This window comes from Nocardia sp. NPDC052316 (assembly GCF_044547795.1).
Taxonomy (GTDB): Bacteria; Actinomycetota; Actinomycetes; order Mycobacteriales; family Mycobacteriaceae; genus Nocardia.
This window is the reverse complement of the sequence record NZ_JBIUBB010000005.1, coordinates 702867-723303: the sequence shown is the minus strand read 5'-3', so window position 1 is coordinate 723303 and position 20437 is coordinate 702867. Positions and strand designations below refer to the sequence as shown.

20 protein-coding genes, 1 tRNA gene and 1 other RNA gene are annotated in these 20437 nt (G+C 66.7%); 7 read left to right on the top strand and 15 right to left on the bottom strand.

Annotation, left to right across the window (positions count from 1 at the left end; genetic code table 11):
- Positions 1-95 precede the first annotated feature (95 nt).
- The gene (locus ACIHA7_RS26875; protein WP_397293691.1) at positions 96-800 is read left to right on the top strand and encodes a hypothetical protein; all 705 of its coding nucleotides are present in this window, start codon (positions 96-98) and stop codon (positions 798-800) included.
- Between the two features lie 371 nt (positions 801-1171).
- On the top strand, positions 1172-2461 hold the full coding sequence (locus tag ACIHA7_RS26870) for an ROK family protein (RefSeq protein WP_397293690.1): 1290 nt from the start codon (positions 1172-1174) through the stop codon (positions 2459-2461).
- Between the two features lie 210 nt (positions 2462-2671).
- On the opposite strand, the gene ACIHA7_RS26865 is transcribed toward ACIHA7_RS26870, so the two are convergent.
- Positions 2672-4303, bottom strand: coding sequence for a DUF2207 family protein (locus ACIHA7_RS26865; protein WP_397293689.1), 1632 nt, complete (start codon positions 4301-4303; stop codon positions 2672-2674).
- A 661-nt stretch (positions 4304-4964) separates the two neighbouring features.
- Between ACIHA7_RS26865 and ACIHA7_RS26860 the strand changes: the two genes are divergently transcribed.
- Positions 4965-5879: a neutral zinc metallopeptidase gene (locus tag ACIHA7_RS26860; RefSeq protein ID WP_397293688.1), complete on the top strand. Its 915-nt coding sequence runs from the start codon at positions 4965-4967 to the stop codon at positions 5877-5879.
- A 157-nt stretch (positions 5880-6036) separates the two neighbouring features.
- Here ACIHA7_RS26860 and ACIHA7_RS26855 read toward each other — a convergent pair whose 3' ends face one another.
- Both ACIHA7_RS26855 and ACIHA7_RS26850 read right to left on the bottom strand, forming a co-directional pair.
- On the bottom strand, positions 6037-6369 hold the full coding sequence (locus ACIHA7_RS26855) for a hypothetical protein (protein ID WP_397293687.1): 333 nt from the start codon (positions 6367-6369) through the stop codon (positions 6037-6039).
- 93 nt (positions 6370-6462) lie between these two features.
- A complete protein-coding gene (locus ACIHA7_RS26850; RefSeq protein WP_397293686.1) occupies positions 6463-7038 on the bottom strand; it encodes an HhH-GPD-type base excision DNA repair protein in 576 nt (191 codons plus the stop codon).
- A 181-nt stretch (positions 7039-7219) separates the two neighbouring features.
- On the opposite strand from ACIHA7_RS26850, the gene ACIHA7_RS26845 reads away from it, so the two are divergent.
- The 3 genes from ACIHA7_RS26845 (at position 7220) to ACIHA7_RS26835 (ending at position 10320) form a co-directional block, all read left to right on the top strand.
- The gene (locus ACIHA7_RS26845) at positions 7220-7705 is read left to right on the top strand and encodes a hypothetical protein (RefSeq protein WP_397293685.1); all 486 of its coding nucleotides are present in this window, start codon (positions 7220-7222) and stop codon (positions 7703-7705) included.
- On the top strand, positions 7702-9366 hold the full coding sequence (locus ACIHA7_RS26840) for a phosphatase PAP2 family protein (protein WP_397293684.1): 1665 nt from the start codon (positions 7702-7704) through the stop codon (positions 9364-9366). The genes ACIHA7_RS26845 and ACIHA7_RS26840 overlap by 4 nt, the downstream gene beginning before the upstream one ends.
- Positions 9367-9513: 147 nt before the next feature.
- Complete coding sequence (locus ACIHA7_RS26835; RefSeq protein WP_397293683.1) at positions 9514-10320, top strand: methyltransferase domain-containing protein; 807 nt, start codon at positions 9514-9516, stop codon at positions 10318-10320.
- 55 nt (positions 10321-10375) lie between these two features.
- On the opposite strand, the gene ACIHA7_RS26830 is transcribed toward ACIHA7_RS26835, so the two are convergent.
- Together ACIHA7_RS26830 and ffs are read right to left on the bottom strand one after the other, a co-directional pair.
- A complete protein-coding gene (locus ACIHA7_RS26830; protein ID WP_397293682.1) occupies positions 10376-11665 on the bottom strand; it encodes an aminotransferase class I/II-fold pyridoxal phosphate-dependent enzyme in 1290 nt (429 codons plus the stop codon).
- A 185-nt stretch (positions 11666-11850) separates the two neighbouring features.
- Positions 11851-11945: signal recognition particle sRNA small type (ffs, locus tag ACIHA7_RS26825), an RNA gene on the bottom strand.
- 139 nt (positions 11946-12084) lie between these two features.
- Between ffs and ACIHA7_RS26820 the strand changes: the two genes are divergently transcribed.
- Positions 12085-12172: transfer RNA gene (locus ACIHA7_RS26820), tRNA-Ser, on the top strand.
- 52 nt (positions 12173-12224) lie between these two features.
- Here ACIHA7_RS26820 and ACIHA7_RS26815 read toward each other — a convergent pair.
- From ACIHA7_RS26815 to ACIHA7_RS26770, 10 genes are all read right to left on the bottom strand, one after another.
- Positions 12225-12980, bottom strand: coding sequence for a hypothetical protein (locus tag ACIHA7_RS26815; protein ID WP_397293681.1), 756 nt, complete (start codon positions 12978-12980; stop codon positions 12225-12227).
- Positions 12981-12996: 16 nt separating this feature from the next.
- Positions 12997-13743 (bottom strand): hypothetical protein, encoded by a 747-nt coding sequence (locus ACIHA7_RS26810; RefSeq protein WP_397293680.1) that lies wholly within the window; start codon positions 13741-13743, stop codon positions 12997-12999.
- Positions 13744-14010: 267 nt separating this feature from the next.
- Positions 14011-14523, bottom strand: a complete 513-nt coding sequence (locus ACIHA7_RS26805; protein ID WP_397293679.1) for a hypothetical protein — start codon at positions 14521-14523, stop codon at positions 14011-14013.
- A 473-nt stretch (positions 14524-14996) separates the two neighbouring features.
- A complete protein-coding gene (locus ACIHA7_RS26800; RefSeq protein ID WP_397293678.1) occupies positions 14997-15926 on the bottom strand; it encodes an MBL fold metallo-hydrolase in 930 nt (309 codons plus the stop codon).
- 269 nt (positions 15927-16195) lie between these two features.
- Positions 16196-16744, bottom strand: a complete 549-nt coding sequence (locus ACIHA7_RS26795; protein ID WP_397293677.1) for a hypothetical protein — start codon at positions 16742-16744, stop codon at positions 16196-16198.
- A 26-nt stretch (positions 16745-16770) separates the two neighbouring features.
- Complete coding sequence (locus ACIHA7_RS26790; RefSeq protein WP_397293676.1) at positions 16771-17616, bottom strand: hypothetical protein; 846 nt, start codon at positions 17614-17616, stop codon at positions 16771-16773.
- On the bottom strand, positions 17616-17930 hold the full coding sequence (locus ACIHA7_RS26785; RefSeq protein ID WP_397293675.1) for a hypothetical protein: 315 nt from the start codon (positions 17928-17930) through the stop codon (positions 17616-17618). The genes ACIHA7_RS26790 and ACIHA7_RS26785 overlap by 1 nt, the downstream gene beginning before the upstream one ends.
- On the bottom strand, positions 17930-18427 hold the full coding sequence (locus ACIHA7_RS26780; protein WP_397293674.1) for a hypothetical protein: 498 nt from the start codon (positions 18425-18427) through the stop codon (positions 17930-17932). The genes ACIHA7_RS26785 and ACIHA7_RS26780 overlap by 1 nt, the downstream gene beginning before the upstream one ends.
- A gap of 361 nt (positions 18428-18788) precedes the next feature.
- A complete protein-coding gene (locus ACIHA7_RS26775; RefSeq protein ID WP_397293673.1) occupies positions 18789-19772 on the bottom strand; it encodes an adenosine deaminase in 984 nt (327 codons plus the stop codon).
- A gap of 37 nt (positions 19773-19809) precedes the next feature.
- Positions 19810-20436, bottom strand: a complete 627-nt coding sequence (locus ACIHA7_RS26770) for a hypothetical protein (protein WP_397293672.1) — start codon at positions 20434-20436, stop codon at positions 19810-19812.
- Position 20437 lies beyond the last annotated feature (1 nt).

Sequence of the window (20437 nt, the reverse complement as noted above, 5' to 3'; positions counted from 1 at the left end):
GCATTGGAATCTGCCTGCGTTTTTCCCTCGTTCCGCTGGGCTTTCTCCTCGATGCTTTGCCTCGACAGCACCGTCTAACCGAGGGATCGCAGTACATGAGGATGAGCAAGCTCGCCGTGGTCGCGGCGCTGGTGACCATGGCGACCGGAGTCGCCGCAGGCACTGCTGTCGCCGCACCACCGACCACCGAGGGCCCGGTGAACTTCACCGCGCGCGCCACCGACAAGTCATCGGTCATCACCACCGATGCCGGGTCGCTTGTCGTCGAGGACGACGCCTTCAAGATCAAATCCGCCGACGGCACCGTGATCGCCGCGACGCCGTTGCGGCTGCGCATCGACGACTTCGAATTCCCGATCGCCGCCCAGATTTCCCAGCGCACCGCCACGCTCACCCCGCAGATCGATGAGCAGCACGCCACCTACAAGCCGGTCGCTTTGCCGTTCGAGGACAAGGCGCCGTGGAAGTCCGAGTACGACCGTGAGCAGGCCGCGTGGAGCCGGCTGACCAGCACGATCAGTGCGGGCGCGACCATCGGCACCCTGGTCGGCGGGCTCGGCGGCGCGGCCGTCGGCTGCGTGCTCGGCGGCATTCTCGGCGCCACCGCCGCCTCGGCCACCATCATCGGCCTGTTCGGCCCGTTCCTGCCCGCCGCCGCCATCGGCTGCCTCGGCGGCATCATCGCCGTCGGCGCCCTCGGCACGGTCGCAGGTCAGATCTTCATCACCGCCCCGGTCGCGATCGGTGCGGCGATCCAGTACTTCACCACGATCAACCAGCCGTTCACCCCGCCCAAGTAGCTCGCGGTCGCCACTGCCGCGACTAGGTCCCGCCCAGCATCCGCTCGCTGGGCGGGACCTTCCCTTTGTCCGTGACAGCCGCCTCAGCTCCCTCTCGACCTGCGAAAACGGTGTGTGCGATAACACAGCGGCGGATTGAGGCTTGGTGAGTCGTGGGCAGCGGTGTTAATTTCATCTACATGTCTGCCAATCGATCGAGCGCCCTGCGCGTCACCTATGTGACCGCTGCGCTGGGTCTGCGGCTGCCATTGACCCGCGAACTGTGTTGTCGCCCTTGCTGCAGCTGAGCTGCTTTTCCGGCTCGTTTGCTGCCTAGTCGCCCATGTAGGCACGTCCCGCCAGTCGCGGGACCTCGGCAAGGAATCTGCACTATGTCCCTCCCTACCCTCGATCGATCCGTCGCCAGGGTCAGCGGCGGCCGTGTTCGCGTCCAGCGCCCCGTGATCGCCCCGGAACTGCGCATCGCCGACAACCCGGCGGCCGCGGTGCTCCGCTCCGCCACCGGCGGCCCGATCTCGCGCGACAATGCCGCGCGCGCAACAGGTTTGAGTATCGCGACGGTCAACCGTCAGGTGTCCGCGCTGCTCGCCACCGGCCTGCTGCGCGAACGGCCCGACCTGACGGCCTCCGGTGCGGTCGGACGACCGCGGGTGCCCTTCGAGATCGACCACGAGGCGTACCTGACCCTCGGCATCCATATCGGCGCCGCGGTCACCAAGATCGTCGCGGCCGACCTGCGCGGCCGCATCCTCGGCGGCCTGGCCATCGCCACCCCCCAGACCGGCCAGGAATTCGCCACCACCACCGTCGCACGCAGCGCCAAGGCGTTCCTGCAGCGCTGGCATCGGCGCAAGCCGCTGTGGGCGGGCGTCGCCATCGGCGGCCGGGTCGATCCGCTCACCGGCGTGGTAGACCATCCTAAGCTCGACTGGCAGGGCGCGCAGATCGGTGCCGTGCTCGGCGAGGTGCTCGAGCTGCCCATCTCGGTGGCCCCGCACGTCGAGGCGATGGCGGCCTCGGAGTTGTTGCTGCCGACCATCGAAGCGCGCGACACCGCCAACGGACGCATCGCCGGCCCAGAGCGCGGCAGCAGCCTGTACTTCTACGTCCGCGAAACCGCCGGTGTCGCAGTGACTTTGGATGGCCGCGTGCATACGCCGAGCAACGGGCCCGGCTCGATCGCGCACTTGCCGACCGGCTCCGATGTCGAATGCCCCTGCGGCAGGCGGGGTTGCCTCGAGGTGACCGTCGGCGACCGTTCGCTGCATTCGCGGGCCGTCGGGCGCGGCATCATTCCGGCGTACCAGGGCAGCGCGGGCTCGACCATCGTCGACCTGTACCGCGCGGCCGAGTCCGGTTCGGAACCGGCCAGGGAACTGCTCGCCGAGCGCGCCACCATCCTCGGCAACACCGTGGCCATGGTCCGGGACATGCTCAACCCCGACCGGGTGATCCTCGGCGGTCAAGCCTTCACCGGCTATCGCCCCGCCGTCGCCCACGTGGCCCGCGCCTTCAACCAGGGCTCCACCCTCCCGCCCACCGACATCCGGATCAGCGGATTCGGCGGCAAGGTGCAGGAATTCGCCGCAGTGGTCACCTCACTGAGCGTGCTCTACGCGGACCCGCTCGCCGCCATCCGCCGGACGACCCTCGGCGACTGAACGATAAGCCCCAGGGTCGGCCTGAGTGGACACTTTTCAGGCCGACCCGGGCGAATTGGGTTCTCTTGCACCAATAGTGGGCGCGCAGGCCGCCTCGCATCACTAGCGGAGCACAACCCGAGTACGCCGCCATGCACCCGCTCCGGGTCGGACGAGTAGGCCCGTGGTCGGAGCGGGCACCATGCATCGCAACGGGGGCGCGACCATCCGCTACCGATGCGGGTCGCCCGCCGTCGCGAACAGTCCTTCCAATGCCGTGATGAAAAACGGGAAGTGGCCTGCGAAGCGCTGAAGGTTGCGGTCGCGGTCGAAGCTGCCGAACCAGTAGAGGCCGGGTTGAGAATCGGCGGAGGGGTTCAGGTCGCGGAAGGCGCGGATCCAGTTGTCGGCGCGGCCGCCGATCACCATGAAGGGCAGCGCACGGGAGAACACGGTCTCCTGGTCGAGGGGCGGAACCTGTTCGCGCCTGGTCGATTCCAGGCCGCGCTGGAGTGCGCGGATCTGTCTGGTCAAGGTGAGACCGTGCGCGGTCCGCACCGGCAGGTACTTCGGCAACAGCAAGGTGGCGACACCGGCGAGCGCGATCGCGACGCCGACCAGCGCGTGCCCCGAGGTCAACGCTAGCGCGATCGTCGCGCCGATACCGCCGACGAGCAACGCACCACCCAGCCAGGTCGCCGGACCGAGTCCACGGCGATTGCTGAAGGTGCCGCGGGTGACCGCGTCGGCGACGAGGGCGGCGCGCACCGGTCCGGACTGCACCCGGCCTGGCGCGCGCAGTTCGGTGATGGTGACCGCGTCGGTGCCGTCGGGCAGCAGCGCTGCGTAGACGGCCTTCTCATACGCGCGCAACTGGTCGTCGGGGGCGTTGACCCGGGTGATCCGCCAATCCGTCTCACCGAGCGGCGTGATCCAGATGTAGCGGCGCACCGCGAGATCCACCACCGTGGCGGCGATATCGACCGGGTCGACATGCTCGTCGAGCAGCAGCCCCGCCTCGCCGGGCAGTACACCGTCCGGCGAGGTGAACTGCACGCGTTCGCCGTCGCGTACCAGCGGGTCGAGCGTCTCCGAACCCGTTCCCGCAGCGGTGTTCTCGCGCCGCGCACGAAGTACGAAGGCGGCCATCCCGGCCAACGCCAGCAACAGCACGCCGAACGCGACGAGCACCGGCGTGGTGATCGCGAACGGTCCGGAGTCGCTGGTATCGCGCACGTCGGCGTTGCTCGGCACACTGCCCGGCGGCAGTTGCAGGGTGAGGTCGATCGCCTCGCCCTTCTTCAGATCGGTCTGCTCCAGATGGAGCACGCCGTCGACCTCGGTCTTCACGTCGGCGCACGGCCTGGTGTTGCCGGGCTGGCCGAGTTTGCAGTCCACGATGCCCATTTCGAAGCTCGGGCTGATCAAGGTGGCGCTGATCGAGGCGATATCGGTGCCCATCACGCCGAGCCAGTTGAACACCTGGCTGCCGGGCGCATCGCTGACGAGATTGTGTACCGAGTAGGTGAAGGTCGACTCACCCGGCTTCGCCTCGATGGTGAACTGATCGTTCGCCACCGTCGCGGTGCCCGCGCCCTTGGTGTCCACATCGGTGACCTTGAAATGACGCTCGACGTCGTCGCGCACCTGCACCCGCAACGGCAGCGACATCCGGAAGGTGCTGTCCTGCGGCACCGTCACCTGCTCGACCACCTCGAGCACACCCTCGCGGCTGAGCTTCAGATCGGCGATGATGGACACACCGGTCGGTGCGGGCTGGGTGTGGGCAATCGGGGCGGTCGCGAGTAATCCCGCGGTGGCGAGCAGCAGCGCGCCCAGGGCGCCCCACCGAAAAGTCAGCATGGCTGCCTACTTTAGACAGCTTGCTATTCTGCGTCATCGGCTGTCGGTGATCATGGAGACGAGGGGGTACGGGGGCGTGACACAACCACCGTACGGAAACGGACCGGTTCCGCCTGGTGGGCGAGCTGTTCCACCTTCGCCCGGATACGGACAGCCGGCCGGCCAGGGGTACGTACCCCCGCCAGGTCAGCCAACGGCGCACGGCCAGCAGGGTCACGGGCAGCAGCCAGCACAAGCTCAGCCGCTGGCGCACGGCCAGCAGGGTCACGGGGAGGCGGCACAAGGTCAGCCGCTGGCGCACGGCGCGCAGGCGCATGGTCAGCAGCCGGGTTACGGCCAACAACCCGGCTATGGCCAGCAACCAGGGCAAGGCCAGCCTGGTTACGGCCAGCCGCCCAATCATCAACCCGGATACGGCCAACAGCCGAGCCAACAACCGGGATACGGCCAACAGCCGAGCCAACAACCGGGATACGGCCAACAGCCCGGTTACGGTCAACAACCCGGATACGGCCAGCCTCCTGGCTACGGCCAACCGGGTTATCCCCAACCCTCCGGCTACGGCCAGCAACCGAATTACAGCCAACAGCCGGGATACGGTCCGCCACCTGGCTATTCGCCCGGCTACGGCCCTCCGCCCGGCCATCGCGCACCCCCGCCGATGCCGTACGGCCCACCCGGACGCCCCCCACACCAGCCACGCCGCAGGTCCGGTGGCGGCGGCTGGATCGCCGTCCTGGTCGTCGTCGTGTTCCTGGTCGCCGGCGGCCTGGTCCGCAACGCGATAACAACCGGTAATGGCGACGCCGACGCCACCGGCCCCGCGCCCAGCCTCACCTTCGCCCCCGACGGCAAGACGGGTCCCGCCGAGACCGGCGCCAACCCGCTCCTCGCCGACCCGAACGCAACGCTCATTCCCGCGCGCTGCGCGTACTCCCCGTGGGGTACTCAGGTGGATGCCGCACGGAAGTTCTTCGAGAGCGCCGCGGACTGCCTCGAGGCGGCTTGGAAACCGGTGCTGCAGAAGGCGAATCTGCCGTTCCAGAAGCCCGCGCTCAACATCAGCGCGACCACCACCGGCATCACCACCCCGTGCACCGGCTCCACCAGTAACTTCGCCGCCTTCTACTGCCCGGCGAACAAAACCATCTACATGCCGATCAGCCAGTTGCAGACCGACTTCTTCAAAGACAACTGGGTGGTGTACCTGTCCGTCTTCGCCCACGAGTACGGCCATCACATCCAGGCCATGTCCGGCATCCTGCGCAAGGCCAACAGCGACCGGGCCGACGCGGGCCCACGCAGCTCCCGCGGCCTCGAGCTGTCCCGCCGAGTCGAGTTGCAGGCCAACTGTTTCGACGGCATGTACCTCAACTCCGCCTCAGGCGGCGGCTCACTCTCCGACTCGCAACTCAACCTCGCCCGCAAGGACGCCTACGGTCGCGGCGACCAGGCGGGTGACATGCGCGACCACGGCACCTCCGAGAACGGCGGCCAGTGGTTCGAAATCGGCTTGGACAAGAACCGTGCCGCTCAGTGCAACACCTTCACGGCCCCATCCGGCGCCGTGAGCTAGGGTCTGTCGCACAGTCCGGCCGGGGGCGCCGGACGGAACTTCCCGACCGACCCCAGCCGCCTGCGCACGCTGTCGGTCCGTTGCACACACCGGCGCACAAGTCGTCGAATGTGTGCGGCGCCAGTCAATTCCGCGAGGTTCAACGGGGCGGGCGGCTTCACGCCCCGTCGGCAAAAGGGGAGGTTGCCCGGCGCGCGTAGGTGTTCTCCGGCGACACGGTGATCACATCGCACACCTGCACCAGCTCGTCCGGCACATCCCCGCCGAAATGCGCTGTGCTCGGCACTATCACGGCGTCCGTCTCGAGCCGCTGGGCCACGGTCGTCAGCCTGCCGATGACGTCCTCGGTCTCGGCGCCGAACACCACCGTCTTGGCTAGGTCGTACCCGAACCGCTGGGCCAAACTCCGGATCAGTACCTCATCCCACTGCTGCCGCGCCCCGGAAACATCTCGACGCAGATACCCGACTGCCGCTGGACGTCGCCTCATCAGACCACTCCCTTCCGAAACAACCATCCGGTAAGGAGCCGTCCGCAACAACGCCAACCCGCTGCCAGTCCCCCGCCACTTCGGCGGAGTCCGTCAGCTTTTCTTCGCCGCCGCCTTCGCCTGCTTCTTGAATTCCCGCACCTGCGCCAGCGATTCGGCGTCGGTCACGTCGGCGACGGAGCGGCGCGAGCCTTCGTCGCCGTAGGCGCCCGCGACCTCACGCCACCCCGCGGGTTGCACACCGCGCTGTTTACCGAGCAGCGACAGAAAGATCTTGGCTTTCTGTTCGCCGAAGCCGGGCAGGGCCTTCAATCGGCGCAGAACTTCTTTTCCATCGGGTTTGTCCTGCTTCCACAGGTTTTCGGTTTTGCCGTCGTAGTTCTCGATGATGTAGCGGGCGAGTTCCTGAGCGCGCCGGGCCATCGAGCGGCCGTAGCGGTGGATGGCGGGCGGGGTGGCGCAGAGGTCTTCGAATTCTTGCGGGTCCGCCTCGGCGATGCGGTGGATATCGAAGCCACCCATGCGGTCGGCGATCTTCTTCGGGCCGCGGAAGGCTTGCTCCATCGGGTACTGCTGGTCGAGCAGCATGCCGAGCAGGGTGGCGAAGTGGTCCTCGGTCAATAGCTCGTCCGCCTCGACGTCTTGCGCCAGGCAAAGCTTGCGACTCATCGCCATTCCTTCCCACCGTGACAAAACATGCTTGGACGGATTCGATCATCTCACTTGTCAACACGCCATGATGGCGTCCTGGTCATCGCATGTTCGGCCGCGTCGTGGCGGCACGGTGAGCTGTTCAAGCAGGTGCTGCGGCGGCTGGGCGTGGCGCGACGTCGCGTGGTTGGATGGCGGCATGCAAGGGGGGTATGCGGTCGGTCCCGCGGTCGATCGCGTCTTCGCCATGGCGACCGCCGAGGAGTCGCTGTCCCTCGACGGACTCCTGCAAGCGGTATCGCGCGATCGGGGCCGCCCGTTGACGGTGATCGAGGATCCGCACATGCCTGCCGGGGTGTTCGGGCATTGGATCCGCTTCGCCGACCGAGACGAGGTGTCCTACGCGTCCTGGACGCAGACCAGGGACCGGACCATCGCGCACGAGCTGGGCCACATCGTGCTCGGTCATCAGGGTCGACCGGTGCTGGAGGTGGCGCAGGCGGTGCTGCCGACGGACATGCACGACCTGGCGGCACTGATCCTGCGCCGGGACTGCGCGGACGCGGCCGCCGCCGCGGAGGAGCTGGCCGCGGAACAATTCGCCAGCCTGCTGCTGAATCGGCTGCGCAGCGGCGGCGGCCGGGAGCCGCGACTGCGGTCGCGCTGGGGTGAGGCGCTCGGATGATCGCGATGGTGCTGGCGCCGCTGATGTGGGTGGCGGTGCTGACCCGGGCGTGGCGCTGGTGGTGGTCGCGCGGCTGGGTGCTGGGTTGTATCACCGTGGCGCTGGGTGTTGTCGCCGTGCATCTGAGTCTGAATATCCCTGCGGCAGAACGTCTTCTGCAGGTCGTCGCGCCGATGCCGAACTTCTCGACCGGGCTGCGCATGGTGCTGTTCAACCTGATCGCGGCATCGACCGGCGCGCTCACCCTGGCCGTGACGATCGACCCGGCGCGGCTCGCCCGCGGCGTGCGCATCCTCGCCGCGATCGCGGTGGCCGGGTCGGTGGTCGCGTTGGCGATCTTCGTCGGCACGCCGCCGGTGCCGCAGGCGGCCGGCGGGTTCGAGTTCGACCAGTCCTACAGTCACCTGCCCGGCTATGCCGAGGCGGGGATAGCGGGTGCGTTGTTTCCAGCCCTGCTGTGCCCGGCGCTGATGGTGATGGCGGCCCGCCCCGCGGATCTGCGGACGGTGACGGGCTGGAGTCTCGCGCTGCTGTCGGCGGGTCTGGCGGCGGCGACCGTCTGGGCGTGGCTCCGGCTGGGGTATTTCGTGGCGGTGCGCTACGGCGGGGCCGCGCCGAGGCCCGCGGTGTTCGAGGTGACCCGTGCGGTCTCCGCAGCCGGGGTGCTGGTGATCTTCGTCGGCATGATGCTGTCGCCCGTCGTGTCCTGGGCGCGGGCACGGCGCGTACTGCGCGCGATCGGGCCGATGTACGACGAGCTGGTCGGGCGTTGGCCCGGTGTCCGTCGCCCGTCTCGCCGGGGCAGCAGCGCCGACGAGAAGGCCAGCGACCGGGTGACCGAGCTGCTCGACGCGCTGAGCCTGGAGATCGAGCAGACCGGCGGGATCGGACGGCCCGGTCACCGAGCAGCGGGAAGTGGCTGCGGCGGTGGCGGATTGGTTGATCGGCGGCCACCGCTCGGCGGCGCTGAACGGGGAGAGCGTCCGATCGGCGGCGCTGGCGGCGGGCCTGGACCGCCGCTGGGCCGTCATGTTGGCGCAGGCATATCGGAAAAGGCAACGAGAGGTTGTGGCGTGACGGAGACAGCTGTGGCGCAGGCGCGGGCCGCGCGGGTGATCACCGAGCTCGGGGCACCGTGGATGATCAATATCGGCACGTCGGTGCTCGCCGGATTCTTGGTGGACGCGCCCGGCTGGGGACTGTTCGTCGCGACGATCTCGGGGGTGATTCCGATGATGGTCATTCTGCTGGGAGTACGGCGCGGTATCGCCAGCGACCATCACGTGACCGAGATCGGTGACCGCCACTGGGTGATTCCGGCGATTCTGGCGATCGTGTGCGTCGGGCTCATCGTCGAGATCGTGCGGGGCGCGCCGCGTGAGCTGATCGCCTGGACGGTCGCCGCGCTGGTCGTGCTGATCGGGATCGGCATCGTCACCATGCTCGGTGGTTGGAAGGTCAGCGTGCACACGGCCGTCGGCGCGGGCACCACGGTGCTGCTGGCGATCATCGCTTCCCCGTGGTTCCTGCTCGCGCTGCCGCTGACCGGTGTGATCGGCTGGTCGCGCGTCTGGCTCGGCGATCACACCCGCGGTCAGGTGGTCGTCGGTGCGCTGCTCGGCGCGGCACTGGCCGCTACCGCTTACACGCTCGCCTCCTGACCTGCCGCCCACCGCGGTGACCGGCCTCACAGACCTGACGTGCGTGGCTATGACGCCGCGCGTAGGCTCCTGCGCATGCCTCAGCAGACGGCAGTACCTACATCGGCACCCCACGAGGTGGCCACGGCTAGGGATGGACACGGGCCCATGGACACCTACACTTTGCGCCCCGATCGGTTCGATCGAGCAGGTCAGGATCAACTCGTCGACGTGCGCGACTTACAGGCCGCGCTGCCCGGTATCCGCAGGTTGCGGGACTGGGCGCACGACGCGCTCGCGCTGCGCCCCGGCGAACGCGCGGTCGACATCGGCTCCGGCACCGGCACGGAGGTCATGGCCTTCGCCGAGGTCGTCGGACCCGACGGCGTGGCGGTCGGGGTCGAACCCGACCCGAACCTGCTCGCCTCCGCGGAACGCCGGGCCGCACAGTCCGGTTCGACGGCCAAGTTCCACTCCGGCGACGCCTACGGCCTGCCGTTCGGCGCGGGCAGTTTCGATGCCGCGCTGTGCGAGCGGGTCTTTCAGCATCTGACCGCGCCCGCCCGCGCCGCCAACGAGATCGCGCGCGTGCTGCGACCCGGCGGCCGGGTCGTGGTGGTGGACAGCGACTGGGGCACCGCGATCGTGCACCCCGGCGAGCGGCGGGTGGTCCGCGAGGTGGTCGACACCTTGATCTCCGCGACCACCAACCCGTTCTCCGGCCGCAAGCTGCCCGGCCAGCTGACCAAGGCGGGCTTGGTGATCGACGATATCGGCTCGCACGCGCTGGTGCAGGATCGCACCGTCGGCGTCGGCTCGCTGGTCACCCGCATCTCGGCGATGGCGGTGGCACGCGGGGTGATCACCGAGCAGGAGCGCGCGCAGCTGGTCGACGACCTCGAGGCAGGCGCGGCCAGCGGCGACATCCACCTGTCGGTGACGATGTTCGCCGTGCTGGCGCACAAGCCGAACTGACCCTTATCCAACACAGCGGGCGCGTACCTTCGGGTACGCGCCCGCTGTCGCGTTGTCAGGCGTTGAGCAGCTTCTCGGTGGCCGCGAGCAGCACGCAGGTGGCCAGGCCGTCCATCGCCTTCTCCAGCTCGGGCAGCTTCGGGAAGCTCGGTGCGATCCGGATGTTCTTGTCTTCCGGGTCATTCCGGTACGGGAAGGCCGAACCGGCCGCGGTGAGCGCGATGCCCGCGTCCTTGGCCAGCGCGATCACCCGGCCCGCGGTGCCCTCCAGAACGTCCAGGCTGATGAAGTAGCCGCCCTTCGGCTCCGTCCAGGACGCGACCTTCGACGCACCGAGCCGGTCCTCCAGAATCCGCAGCACCAGGGCGAATTTCGGCTCCAGGATGGCGCGGTGCTTCTGCATGTGCGCGCGCACGCCGTCGGCGTCTTTGAAGAAACGCAGGTGACGCAGCTGATTGATCTTGTCCGGGCCGATGCTCTTCTTCCCCGCGTGACCCAGGTACCAGTTCAGGTTCTCGGTGGAACCACCCAGGAAACTGACGCCCGAGCCGGCGAAGGTGATCTTCGAGGTGGAGGCGAACACCAAGGGGCGGTTGGGGTTTCCCGCCGCGGCGGCCATGCCCAGCACGTCGTACACCGGGGCGGCGGTGTCGGTCAGCGGGTGCACGGCGTAGGCGTTGTCCCAGATCAGGCGGTAGTCCTGCGCGGCCGTTGGCATCGAAACCAGTTCGCGCACAACCTCTTCGGAGAAGGTGACCCCGGACGGGTTCGAGTAGTTCGGCACCACCCACATGCCCTTGATCTGCGGGTCGTTCGCGACCAGCTCGGCGATGGCGTGGGTGTCCGGGCCGTCGTGATGCATCGGCACCGGGATCATCTCGAAGCCGAGCACCTCGGTGATCGAGAAGTGCCGGTCGTAGCCGGGGCTCGGACACAGGAACTTCAACTTCTCCTCGGCGGCCCACCGGCGCGCGGAGTCGTTGGTGCCGTACAGCATCGCGAAGGCGAGCACGTCGTGCATCAGCTCGAGGCTGGCGTTGTTGCCCGCGATCAGATTGTCCACCGGGATGCCGAGCAGCTCGCCGAAGATCGCGCGCAACTCCGGAAGTCCGTGCTGACCACCGTAATTGCGGCAGTCGGTGCCGGTGCCGTCGCGGTAGTCCCCGTCACCGGGCAGCGAGAGCAGGCCGAGGGACAGGTCGAGTTGTTCCGGCGAGGGTTTGCCTCGCGTCAGGTCCAGCGTGAGCTTCTCGGTCTTGAGCGTCGCATAGTTCGCGTGCTGAGTCTCGTGTTCGGACACGAGTTCCTCGTGGCTCATCAAACCGATCTGCGTTTGCCGGGGCATCCTGGGCAGCCTTTCGAAGCAGCGGGGACGTGGGTTGTGGCCAGACCGATGTGCGGCGGCCGGACGTTCAGCCCATCGAGCGCATCGGGCGTCGACGGACCATAGTTCACGTTACCCGTGTGTTGCTCGGATTTGGAGGCGTTATTCGACAGCCGGACTTCGGTCCGTGCGGGCCCCTCGAAAATTTAAGGGGACCCCGCGCACCCGGCAGAGCCCATTGACCCTTGCTGCCTTCCGGCCCTGGGGGAGTTCACAGGATGCGCGCCGCGCGGGATCCGTGGGCCAGTGTAGCCGCTCCCCCGCCGATCCCCCTCCCCCGGGTACCCGAACCAGACCCAGAACCGGGCCGAACAGGGACTTTCCTGCTCCGAACGGACCCGTTTGGCGTCCACCCTCCCCCACCCGGTATGCTGCTCCACGGAGGATTCGCCTAGTGGCCTATGGCGCTCGCCTGGAACGCGGGTTGGGTTAACGCCCTCAGGGGTTCAAATCCCCTATCCTCCGCCACGAAAAGGCCCTGATCTGTTGATCAGGGCCTTTTCTTGTGCGGGCAGTGTGGTCAGTGCAGCGCGACGAGGATGGGAATCAGGCCTCGTCCGGCCGGGCATTCCTGGAGCGCTTTGCCGATCACAGCACCGAATGACCGTTGCGGATCAACGGCTTTCATCGCGCAACCCGGCGTCGCGGAGGTGGTGAGGAGATCACCCACCTCGATGGGCGCGTGTTCGGCGTCGACCATGCAGAAGGTCTTGCCGTTGAGTGCGACAGTCACGCGCTCGCCCGCCGCGCCTGCCCGGTCGAGCACGATGCCGGGCCGCAGGCTGCCTGCTCCGGAGACGACACCGGCCACCCGCCGGTCGTAGGGCTGATCACTCTGTCGCAACCCGCCGGCTGGATCGATCACGAGCACGCTACCGGGCGCGAGATCCCCGGCCGCCGCATCGAAATCCTCGGCGCAGTCGCCGCCCGCCAGGATGAGATCGGTGGCGGTGACCGTTCCGGTGACGGTCACATCACCTTCGAAGTGCCCGGCCGGGGTGCCGCGGCCCCAGACCCCGGCTCCACGCTCGCTGTAACCCTCGACCGCAGTGGCGACGGTCGCGATGCCGACGACGCCGCGCCCGCGTGGGCCGCCGTGACCGAGGACGCCGATCCCCTGCGCTGTGGCACCCTCGATGGCAGTGTGGTCGTCGCTGGTGCCGACGACACCGCGCCCCTGCCTGCCGCCGTGGCCGAAGACGGCGTCGCCGCCCGCCGCGTGTTCGCCGAGCACAGCCGGCGTCGTGGGTTCGGTGGATTGTTCTCTGATCGCCATCGGATCGCCCTAGTCCTTAGTTCAACAATTCCCGGACACTGAGTCGTTCGCCGGGTGTCAACGAACGAAGCCCCGGTGCCGGAGCGAGGTTGTGGTCGCGCAGGAATTGGCGGACGCCGCGGCCTGCGGCACGATGCCTGGTGATCGACCAGGTCACGGTGTAATCGGAGTTGCTGCCGCATCCCGCGGGTGAGTCGGAGCCCGGGTAGCGGATCGTCTGGCGATAGGTGGTTCCGCCCGCCGTATCGATGGCCCTGTCCCACCCGGCTTTCGTCTTACCGACGCTGCCGATCGCGACGAACCCGTCGCAGTCCGGGAACAGGAACGACCCGAGGCGGACCAGCGGAATGTACTGCAACCAGGATCCGTCTTTCCATTCGATGCCCGCGCCGTTCAGGTCACCGCTGCTGTACTCGGGATAGCTGACTTCGCTGCCCGGCTGTGCGGACTGCCGGACGAAATCCAGCGCCCGCTCGCCGAGAATCTCGTTGGCCGCGGCCAGCCCGCCCGCAAGCTTGCCGGTGTTCCCGTTGTAGATCGTGTAGTTGAACACGAGCGGTGTCGCGCCGTCGGCGACGACCACGGAGGGGAAGGTCAGGTTGACTCCGTGGTCGCCGTCGTCGACGTCGCCCGCGTAATGCGACTGCGTAGGGTAGGACCGATTTCCAGCCCTGAGGCTGAAGGCCACCGTGTCGGTGTCGTCGTTGCGGGAGCGGGTGGTGTCGATATGGAATTGCTCCAAGGTGATGCTGTAGACGGCCACGATTACCTCGCTCGAAGTCGCAAACGGAGCCGACCGATCGCCCGGCCGCACCGCAGAGGCAACGATTACCCGGTGCCGCTCTTGCATTCACGATGCGGAGCGCAACCTCATCCCCTGCTGCCGACCAGCGTTGCAGAGCAACCTTACGTCTGGCACCTGCTCGTTTCGCTGAACGAACCGCAGATGCTGTGGGTCAGCGGGCTCGGCGCCCGACCGTGGGAAGCAGGATGCGACGTCGCGACCGGCCGACGACCCCCGCGGTCGGTATCACCGCGGCAGGATGGGGATCGGGCTCGGCTCGGCTACGGTCACCAGGACAACGACATCGGCGTAGGGTGCGTCCCCGTGGCCGAGGCGGTGAGCGAACCGCGCCACGGGGATTCGCCACTTGTACTTGGCGGCGATCTCCGACTCCACATAGGGCAGCAGGGTGCCCGCGGTCACCAACTGGGCCTGGCCTTGCCGCTGGTGGGAGCCGAGCGCGGGGGTGCCGCGCCGGTCACCGGGCTGGACGAGCACCCGCCCGTCGCGCGCCAGCTGTTCGGCCTCTTCGGACTGGGACGACACCCGGAAGGCGAGCTGAGTCTCGCCGATCGGGATCACCAGTCGCGGCACGGTCATCAACTGGCGCGGACCGGTAACCCTGGTCACCAGAACCGTTTTGGCGTCCCGCCACACCTTCGCGTTGTCCGAGCGGCCACCACTCCACCGCTGCGGACGGACAGCCGGGCGCGCAACCTGCCTGCTGTCGACCGTTAAGTCGACGAGGGTATCTGTCATCGCGTTCGATCCTTCCCCTGAGGAATCCACTGCTCGATCGGGCTCGGGCTCCGGCGAATCGGAAGGGCCCGCATTCAACGGCCGTACCCCGGCAGCCGTTGCCCAACCTTGTTCGATCACCTCCGATTGTCCGGGTGGCGGCGCAGCGCGCAACAATGGTCGAGCGCAGCCGACCGCTGGCTGGTGCGGCGAGATCTACTGCAGCGCAACGGCATCCGAACGCCCGCTCGCAGTGCGAACAGATTTGCGGCACTTGCTGAGTTCCAGATCACTTACCAGCCCATGCCGCGATCACATCACATCGACGCGGCGCCAGGACCAAGGGCGATCCGGCAACGCAAGCGTTCCCGCCGCTCCGAAAGGGCCCGATCTCCCGATTTCGGACATAGCGACAGTGCCAATCGGGGTGCGCAGCTAGCACATCCGTCCAGCAGCGGATCAGTCCGCAGGTCGTCGCGCGTAGTAGCCGGGCGCTACTCGGTGCGGGGAGCCCACGACGCAGTGCCGTCGTGGTGGCGGCGGACTGTGCCGAAAACGACGTCGGCGAAGTGGATGCCGACTGCCAGGTCCCCGGTGGCAGCGAGTTCGTCGACGAGCCGGCGACGCTGGGCGACGGCACCGGTCGGGTCCACATCGGCGGCGCAGACCCACTCGGGGTGCCGGATCTGCACGGGCGAATGCATAGCGTCGCCGAAGATGCGCATCGTGTGTCCGCGCGAGGTCAAGGTGTATCCGGTGTGGCCTGCGGTATGCCCGCCGGTGGCGACAGCGGTGACGCCTGGCGCGAGTTGCGCTCCGTCGGTGACGGTTTCCAGGCGCGTTCCCAGTGATTCGAGTAGCTGAGCGAGATCGATCCGGCCCTTCATCCACGGTGCCATGCGGTCGAGCAGTTCCTCGAACTCCGCTGCAGTCAGCGCACTCCACCATGCCCACTCCGCAGCGGGTATGTGCAGCGGAGTTCGCGCGAAAGCGGGGTGCAGGGCCCAGCCGAGGTGGTCGATGTGCATGTGGGTGATAGCGATAGAGTCGAGCTGCTCCGGTCGGATGCCGAGGCGGGCGAGGTTGTCCACCAGCACACCGCCGCGCATAGCGCCGGTCAACGGGTTGGCGGGATTCGCGGGCACCGAGACAGTGCCGAGGCCCGCATCGATAAGCACGCGGTGCTCACCGGTTTCGACCAGTAATCCACCGATGCCGGCGACCAAGCAGCCCTCGGAATCGAGGTAGTGGGCGTGCGTGGCCCAGTCGGAGTCGGTGGACTCCGGGAACCATCCGCGCGGTCGTAGACCCACTACACCGTCTGGTACGTAAGTGACGCGCATGTCGCCTAGATGCAGCGAACGCATGGTAGGTGGGCGGCGCAGCCGATTGCTGCGGTCCTGCACCACGGATGAGAAGTTCATCGGAACCGACTCCTGTCCTTTCGCATGCGACAGTCAGGAAAACCTGTGCCGCCACATGCTTTTCATTCAGTTCGACGACGGGTCGCGCCGACATCCTCATGATCAGTCGGAGTGGTTGAGGTTGCTTGGATAAACCCGCTACGAATCGACAGTCCACCCAAGGCGCTGCGCGGATTGTCCGCGAGGGTCGCTAGCGCTGTGGAGGTAGCAGGCACGGGTGCGCCCGTCGACGAAGGGTGCCTCGACGGTGTCGGAAGTCGCGCGAGCGATCATCCCTTCAATGTGCGGACCATGTCGACCAGCACTTGCGCGCCCGCTTGCCCATCTCGCGCCGTACGGTCTTCGGTTGCTCTGAAGTGAAGTTCGCCGTCCCAGCCGTCGACTGTGGTGGCGAGGTCGACGCTCAAGAGTGTGGTGGCAGGGTCCGCCCCCTTGGGCAATGGCTCGGTGATCACCTTTACGCTCACGCCATCAACGGCCAGATCCTTGGTTGGGTAGTTTTCGTTCGTCGACCGAGGTTTGGACAGCGTGCGATCCTCATCGATGACGCGAAATAGCAATGCCGAACCGATGTACCGCCGGTCCGCTCGTTCTGGTTCACGCATGAAGTACGAGCAGTCGTTGCCAGTGCCGATCTTGTCGGTCAGCGGCTTCTTCAGTCCGGGCTCTACTTCTAAAGCTGCGCCAGGGTATCGGGTAGCGAAGAACGCCCTAGGATGGTCACACAGTTGTTGGAGCGTATGATCGCTCGATCGAATCTTCTGCTCGTCGGTATCGCGCGGAGTCAGACCGCAGCTCGACAACATCAGCGTCATCATCGAGAGGACCGTGAGCCGCCGCATGTTCATGTCGCCTGCCATTCGGAGCCGGGAGAGTTGATGTTGAAATCATCCGAAGTGCTTCGTGGCCAATGATTGCGGTGGAGCCCCTTCTGGTGCTCTTTGGACTCCTCGATACCGTTGATGATTTCTCTTTGAGTAAGAAGCACATGTAAGAGCGTATCCATATATGAAACGGCGCTGGTGATTACTTTTCCCAGGACATCAATCGCGTCCGAAACACCGAACGGGGCAGCGACGAAAGTGGCGATCTTTCCGATAGCCGAGCCCAGTTTGACGAGGAGATCAGCGATATCCTTGACGATCATCGAGTAGAAGTCGTACGCGGCATCCGCCATCTTGGCGAGCGCGTCCTTCATCTTGTCGCAAGTCGATTTCGCCGAGTCCAAGGCGGTGTCCTGGAGTGTCCGCGCCGCCGTGTACTTGAGCGCCGCCGCTCCTGCCCAGTAGCCGGTCACACCCCCGTTCACGACCTCGTTGTTCTGCGCCTCACCGATCTTGGACTTCAGCGTCGACCACGCCTCGCTCGTCTGCAAGAACGCGATGGGAGCCTTCAACCCGTCGACCGCGCCCTGCAGTTTGTCCAACAGTTCCTGGATTTTCTTCTTGATCGCTTCCTTGTTGTCCTGCATGTAGCCGGTGAAGTCATCCTCGGTTATAGCGCCGTAGACGGCGCCGGCCACCGCACCGGCCACTCCGAAGAATGTCGCCCCCTCGACCTCGGCGGCAGCGATCGCAGCCTTCCGGAATGCCTCATCCACCTTGGCGGGCTGGTCTTTGATTTCCGCGATCTGGTCCGAGAACTTATCCAGTATGCGGTTGATCTCGTCCAGAGATTGGGTGGGGCTCATCAGTAATCATCTTCCAGCTCGATGAGGACATTCGCGAAGTTCTGGTCCTGTTCCTGATGAACCTTGGCGACATGGTCGAGAACCTTTGCAATGGAGTCGGTTTCATTCCTACCCTCGACCAGTATGTCGTACATATATCGTGCGACCACTTTCTGTGTGTCCCAGGCGTCCTGAAACAATCCCCAAGCGACATCCTGGTGGCTGAAATGAATACTCTGCGCCTGCGTCGCCGCGACGGTGAGGGCATCCGACGCGTGATCCCACGCCCTCGACGCCTTCACCAACTGGTTCAGATCCATAGCAAAATTGACCATTACGAGTTCCTCATCAGGTAGCGCTTGTATTCCGCGAGTTCGTGTTCGAGCTCATCGTCGGTGCGGTCGGCCCATGACCCGTCTTCGTGGAACCGTGGGCGCTGTTGCCGGATCTGATTCGCGCAGTCGATGATGTCGTGCGCGAGGTAGGACGCGTCGACCGTGGCCGCCCAGCGGGGATTTATCTCGATGTCGCTGATGCGAGAGATGCTCGCGGACACCGTGATCGAGGGTCCGCCGAAGTCGGTGATCGGTCCCTGCCCGATGAATTCATCACTCTGCCGCAACGACCGCTCGACCCTCTCGAACTCATCGAGAGACCGAGTGTCGAGGAGCGTGATGAGTTCGGCACGGCGCGAGGGAGATTCGGTCAATTCGGTCCATCTGCCCGATGCGATGACCGGTGCGTCATGCTGCCACAGCGCCACGTAATAGCCGGTCATCGCGGCGGCGGAGAGGTCTCGTGGGTCTATGCGGTCGGTGATATTCCGGCTCACATCGACATCTACCGGAAGGCGACCTTCGTCGAGATGCATTGTGAACAGGCCGATTCCGATCAAGCCAGTGGCCACTTCTCCCCTTCATCAGTTCCGACTGCAGTGGGATCGCTCTACCGAACGGCCACTGGCGAATCAAGCGACGACGGCCTGCAGTCTCCAAACGCGGACCGTCGTTCACCAACCCCCGCACGGCCATCCGTGGTGCACCACAATCCCGTGGTCATTCCCTCAGGCTATTGCCGGACAGACACTACCGTTCTGTCAGCGGCCCCGCCACACCTGCACACGGCCCGAACGAGAAAACGACGCCTTGCGGCTCGCGCATACCGGCGTTGCACCCAGCGCAGAACATCCCTGTTCAGAAGGTGTAAGCGTCGACCTCACCCAGGTAGCGAGCGCGAGTGTGCTCATCGATGAACGAGGCTTCGAAGGAGTTGCGGGCCAGGGTGCGCAGGTGGTCGGCGGTGAGGTTCAAGGCGTCTCGGATGCCGTCGAGGTTCTCCTGCACGTAGCCACCGAAATAGGCGGGGTCGTCGGAGTTGACGGTGGCGACCAGGCCGAGTTCGAGCATCTGGCGCAGGGGGTGGTCGGTGAGCTTGTCGATTACGCGCAGCCGCACGTTGGAGAACGGGCACACGGTCAACGGGATCCGTTCTCGCACCAAGCGTTGCACCAGCGCCGGATCGTCGAGCACCCGGATGCCGTGGTCGATGCGTTCGACGTGCAGTACATCGAGGGCCTCGGCGACATAGGCGGCCGGTCCCTCCTCACCGGCGTGCGCCACCGCGCGCAGCCCCAGCTCGCGAGCGCGCTGGTAGACGGCGGCGAACTTGGCAGGCGGGTGACCGATCTCTGCCGAATCGAGTCCGACCGCGACGATCCGGTCCAGGTACGGCTCGGCGGCGCTGAGGGTGTCGAGGGCGGACTCGACCGAGAGGTCGCGCAGGAAGCACAGAATCAGCTTGGTGGTGATGCCGTATCGCCGCTCGCTGTCGTGCAGCGCCTTCCACAGGCCGTCGATGACGGTGGCGAAGGGCACGCCGCGGGCGGTGTGCGCTTGCGGGTCGAAGAAGATTTCGGCGTGCCGGACGCCGGCCGCGCGGGCGCGGACGAGGTAGGCCTCGGCCAAATCGGTGAAGTCCTGCTCGACCCGCAGCACGTCGGTGAGCCGGTAGTACAGGTCGAGGAACGACTGCAGGTCCTCGAATCGGTAGGCGTGGTGCAGCTCGTCCACCGAGGCGAACGGCAGTTGGGCACCGTTGCGTTCGGCCAGCGCGAACGCCAGCTCGGGCTCCAGCGTGCCTTCGATATGCAGATGTAGTTCGGCTTTCGGTACGGGCATTCCGCGGATACTAGCCGCGGGGCGCTCGAGGCCTGCGTCACTGCCAGGGGGTGCGGGCGAAGATGTCCCGGAGGGTGGTCTGGTTGCGGGTGCACAGGTTGTCGGTGTCGGTAGGGGTGGCGGTGGCCGCGGTGGCGCGCAGCCGGAGCAGCACGGTGACGGCCCGATTGCCGCTGTAGCCGACGAAGGCCGCGCAGTCTTCCACGCCCGCCTCGACAGGATTCTTGCCGAAACTCAGGTGGGCTGGGTGACCGAGTTGTTCGGCCATCCACTTCGACGTGGCGTCCTGCCCCTGCTCGACGGTGCCCAGTTGGTCTCGGAGCTGGAACGACACGGCCAGCGGATCGAAGCCGTCGACCAGCCAGCTGCAGGTGTCGATCGTCGCGGCCGCCGACATGTCCGGGTGCATTCCACCGTTGCGGGTGGGCCGCGGGTCTGGTTTGCCGGAGAGGGCGGCGGCTTCGGCGGGCGTGGTGATCGAACAGGGGTCGAGGCCTTCGAAGGCGGCGGGTGGCTGGTAGCCGTCGGCGGCGTCGTGGTGGTGGTGTTGGTGGTGATCATGGTCGCCGGTGGGGGCCGCCGAGCCGTCGTCGCCCGCGCATCCGGTGGCGGCCAGCGCGACAACGGTGATCAGCATGCACCCGGTGGTGATAACTCGGTTCATG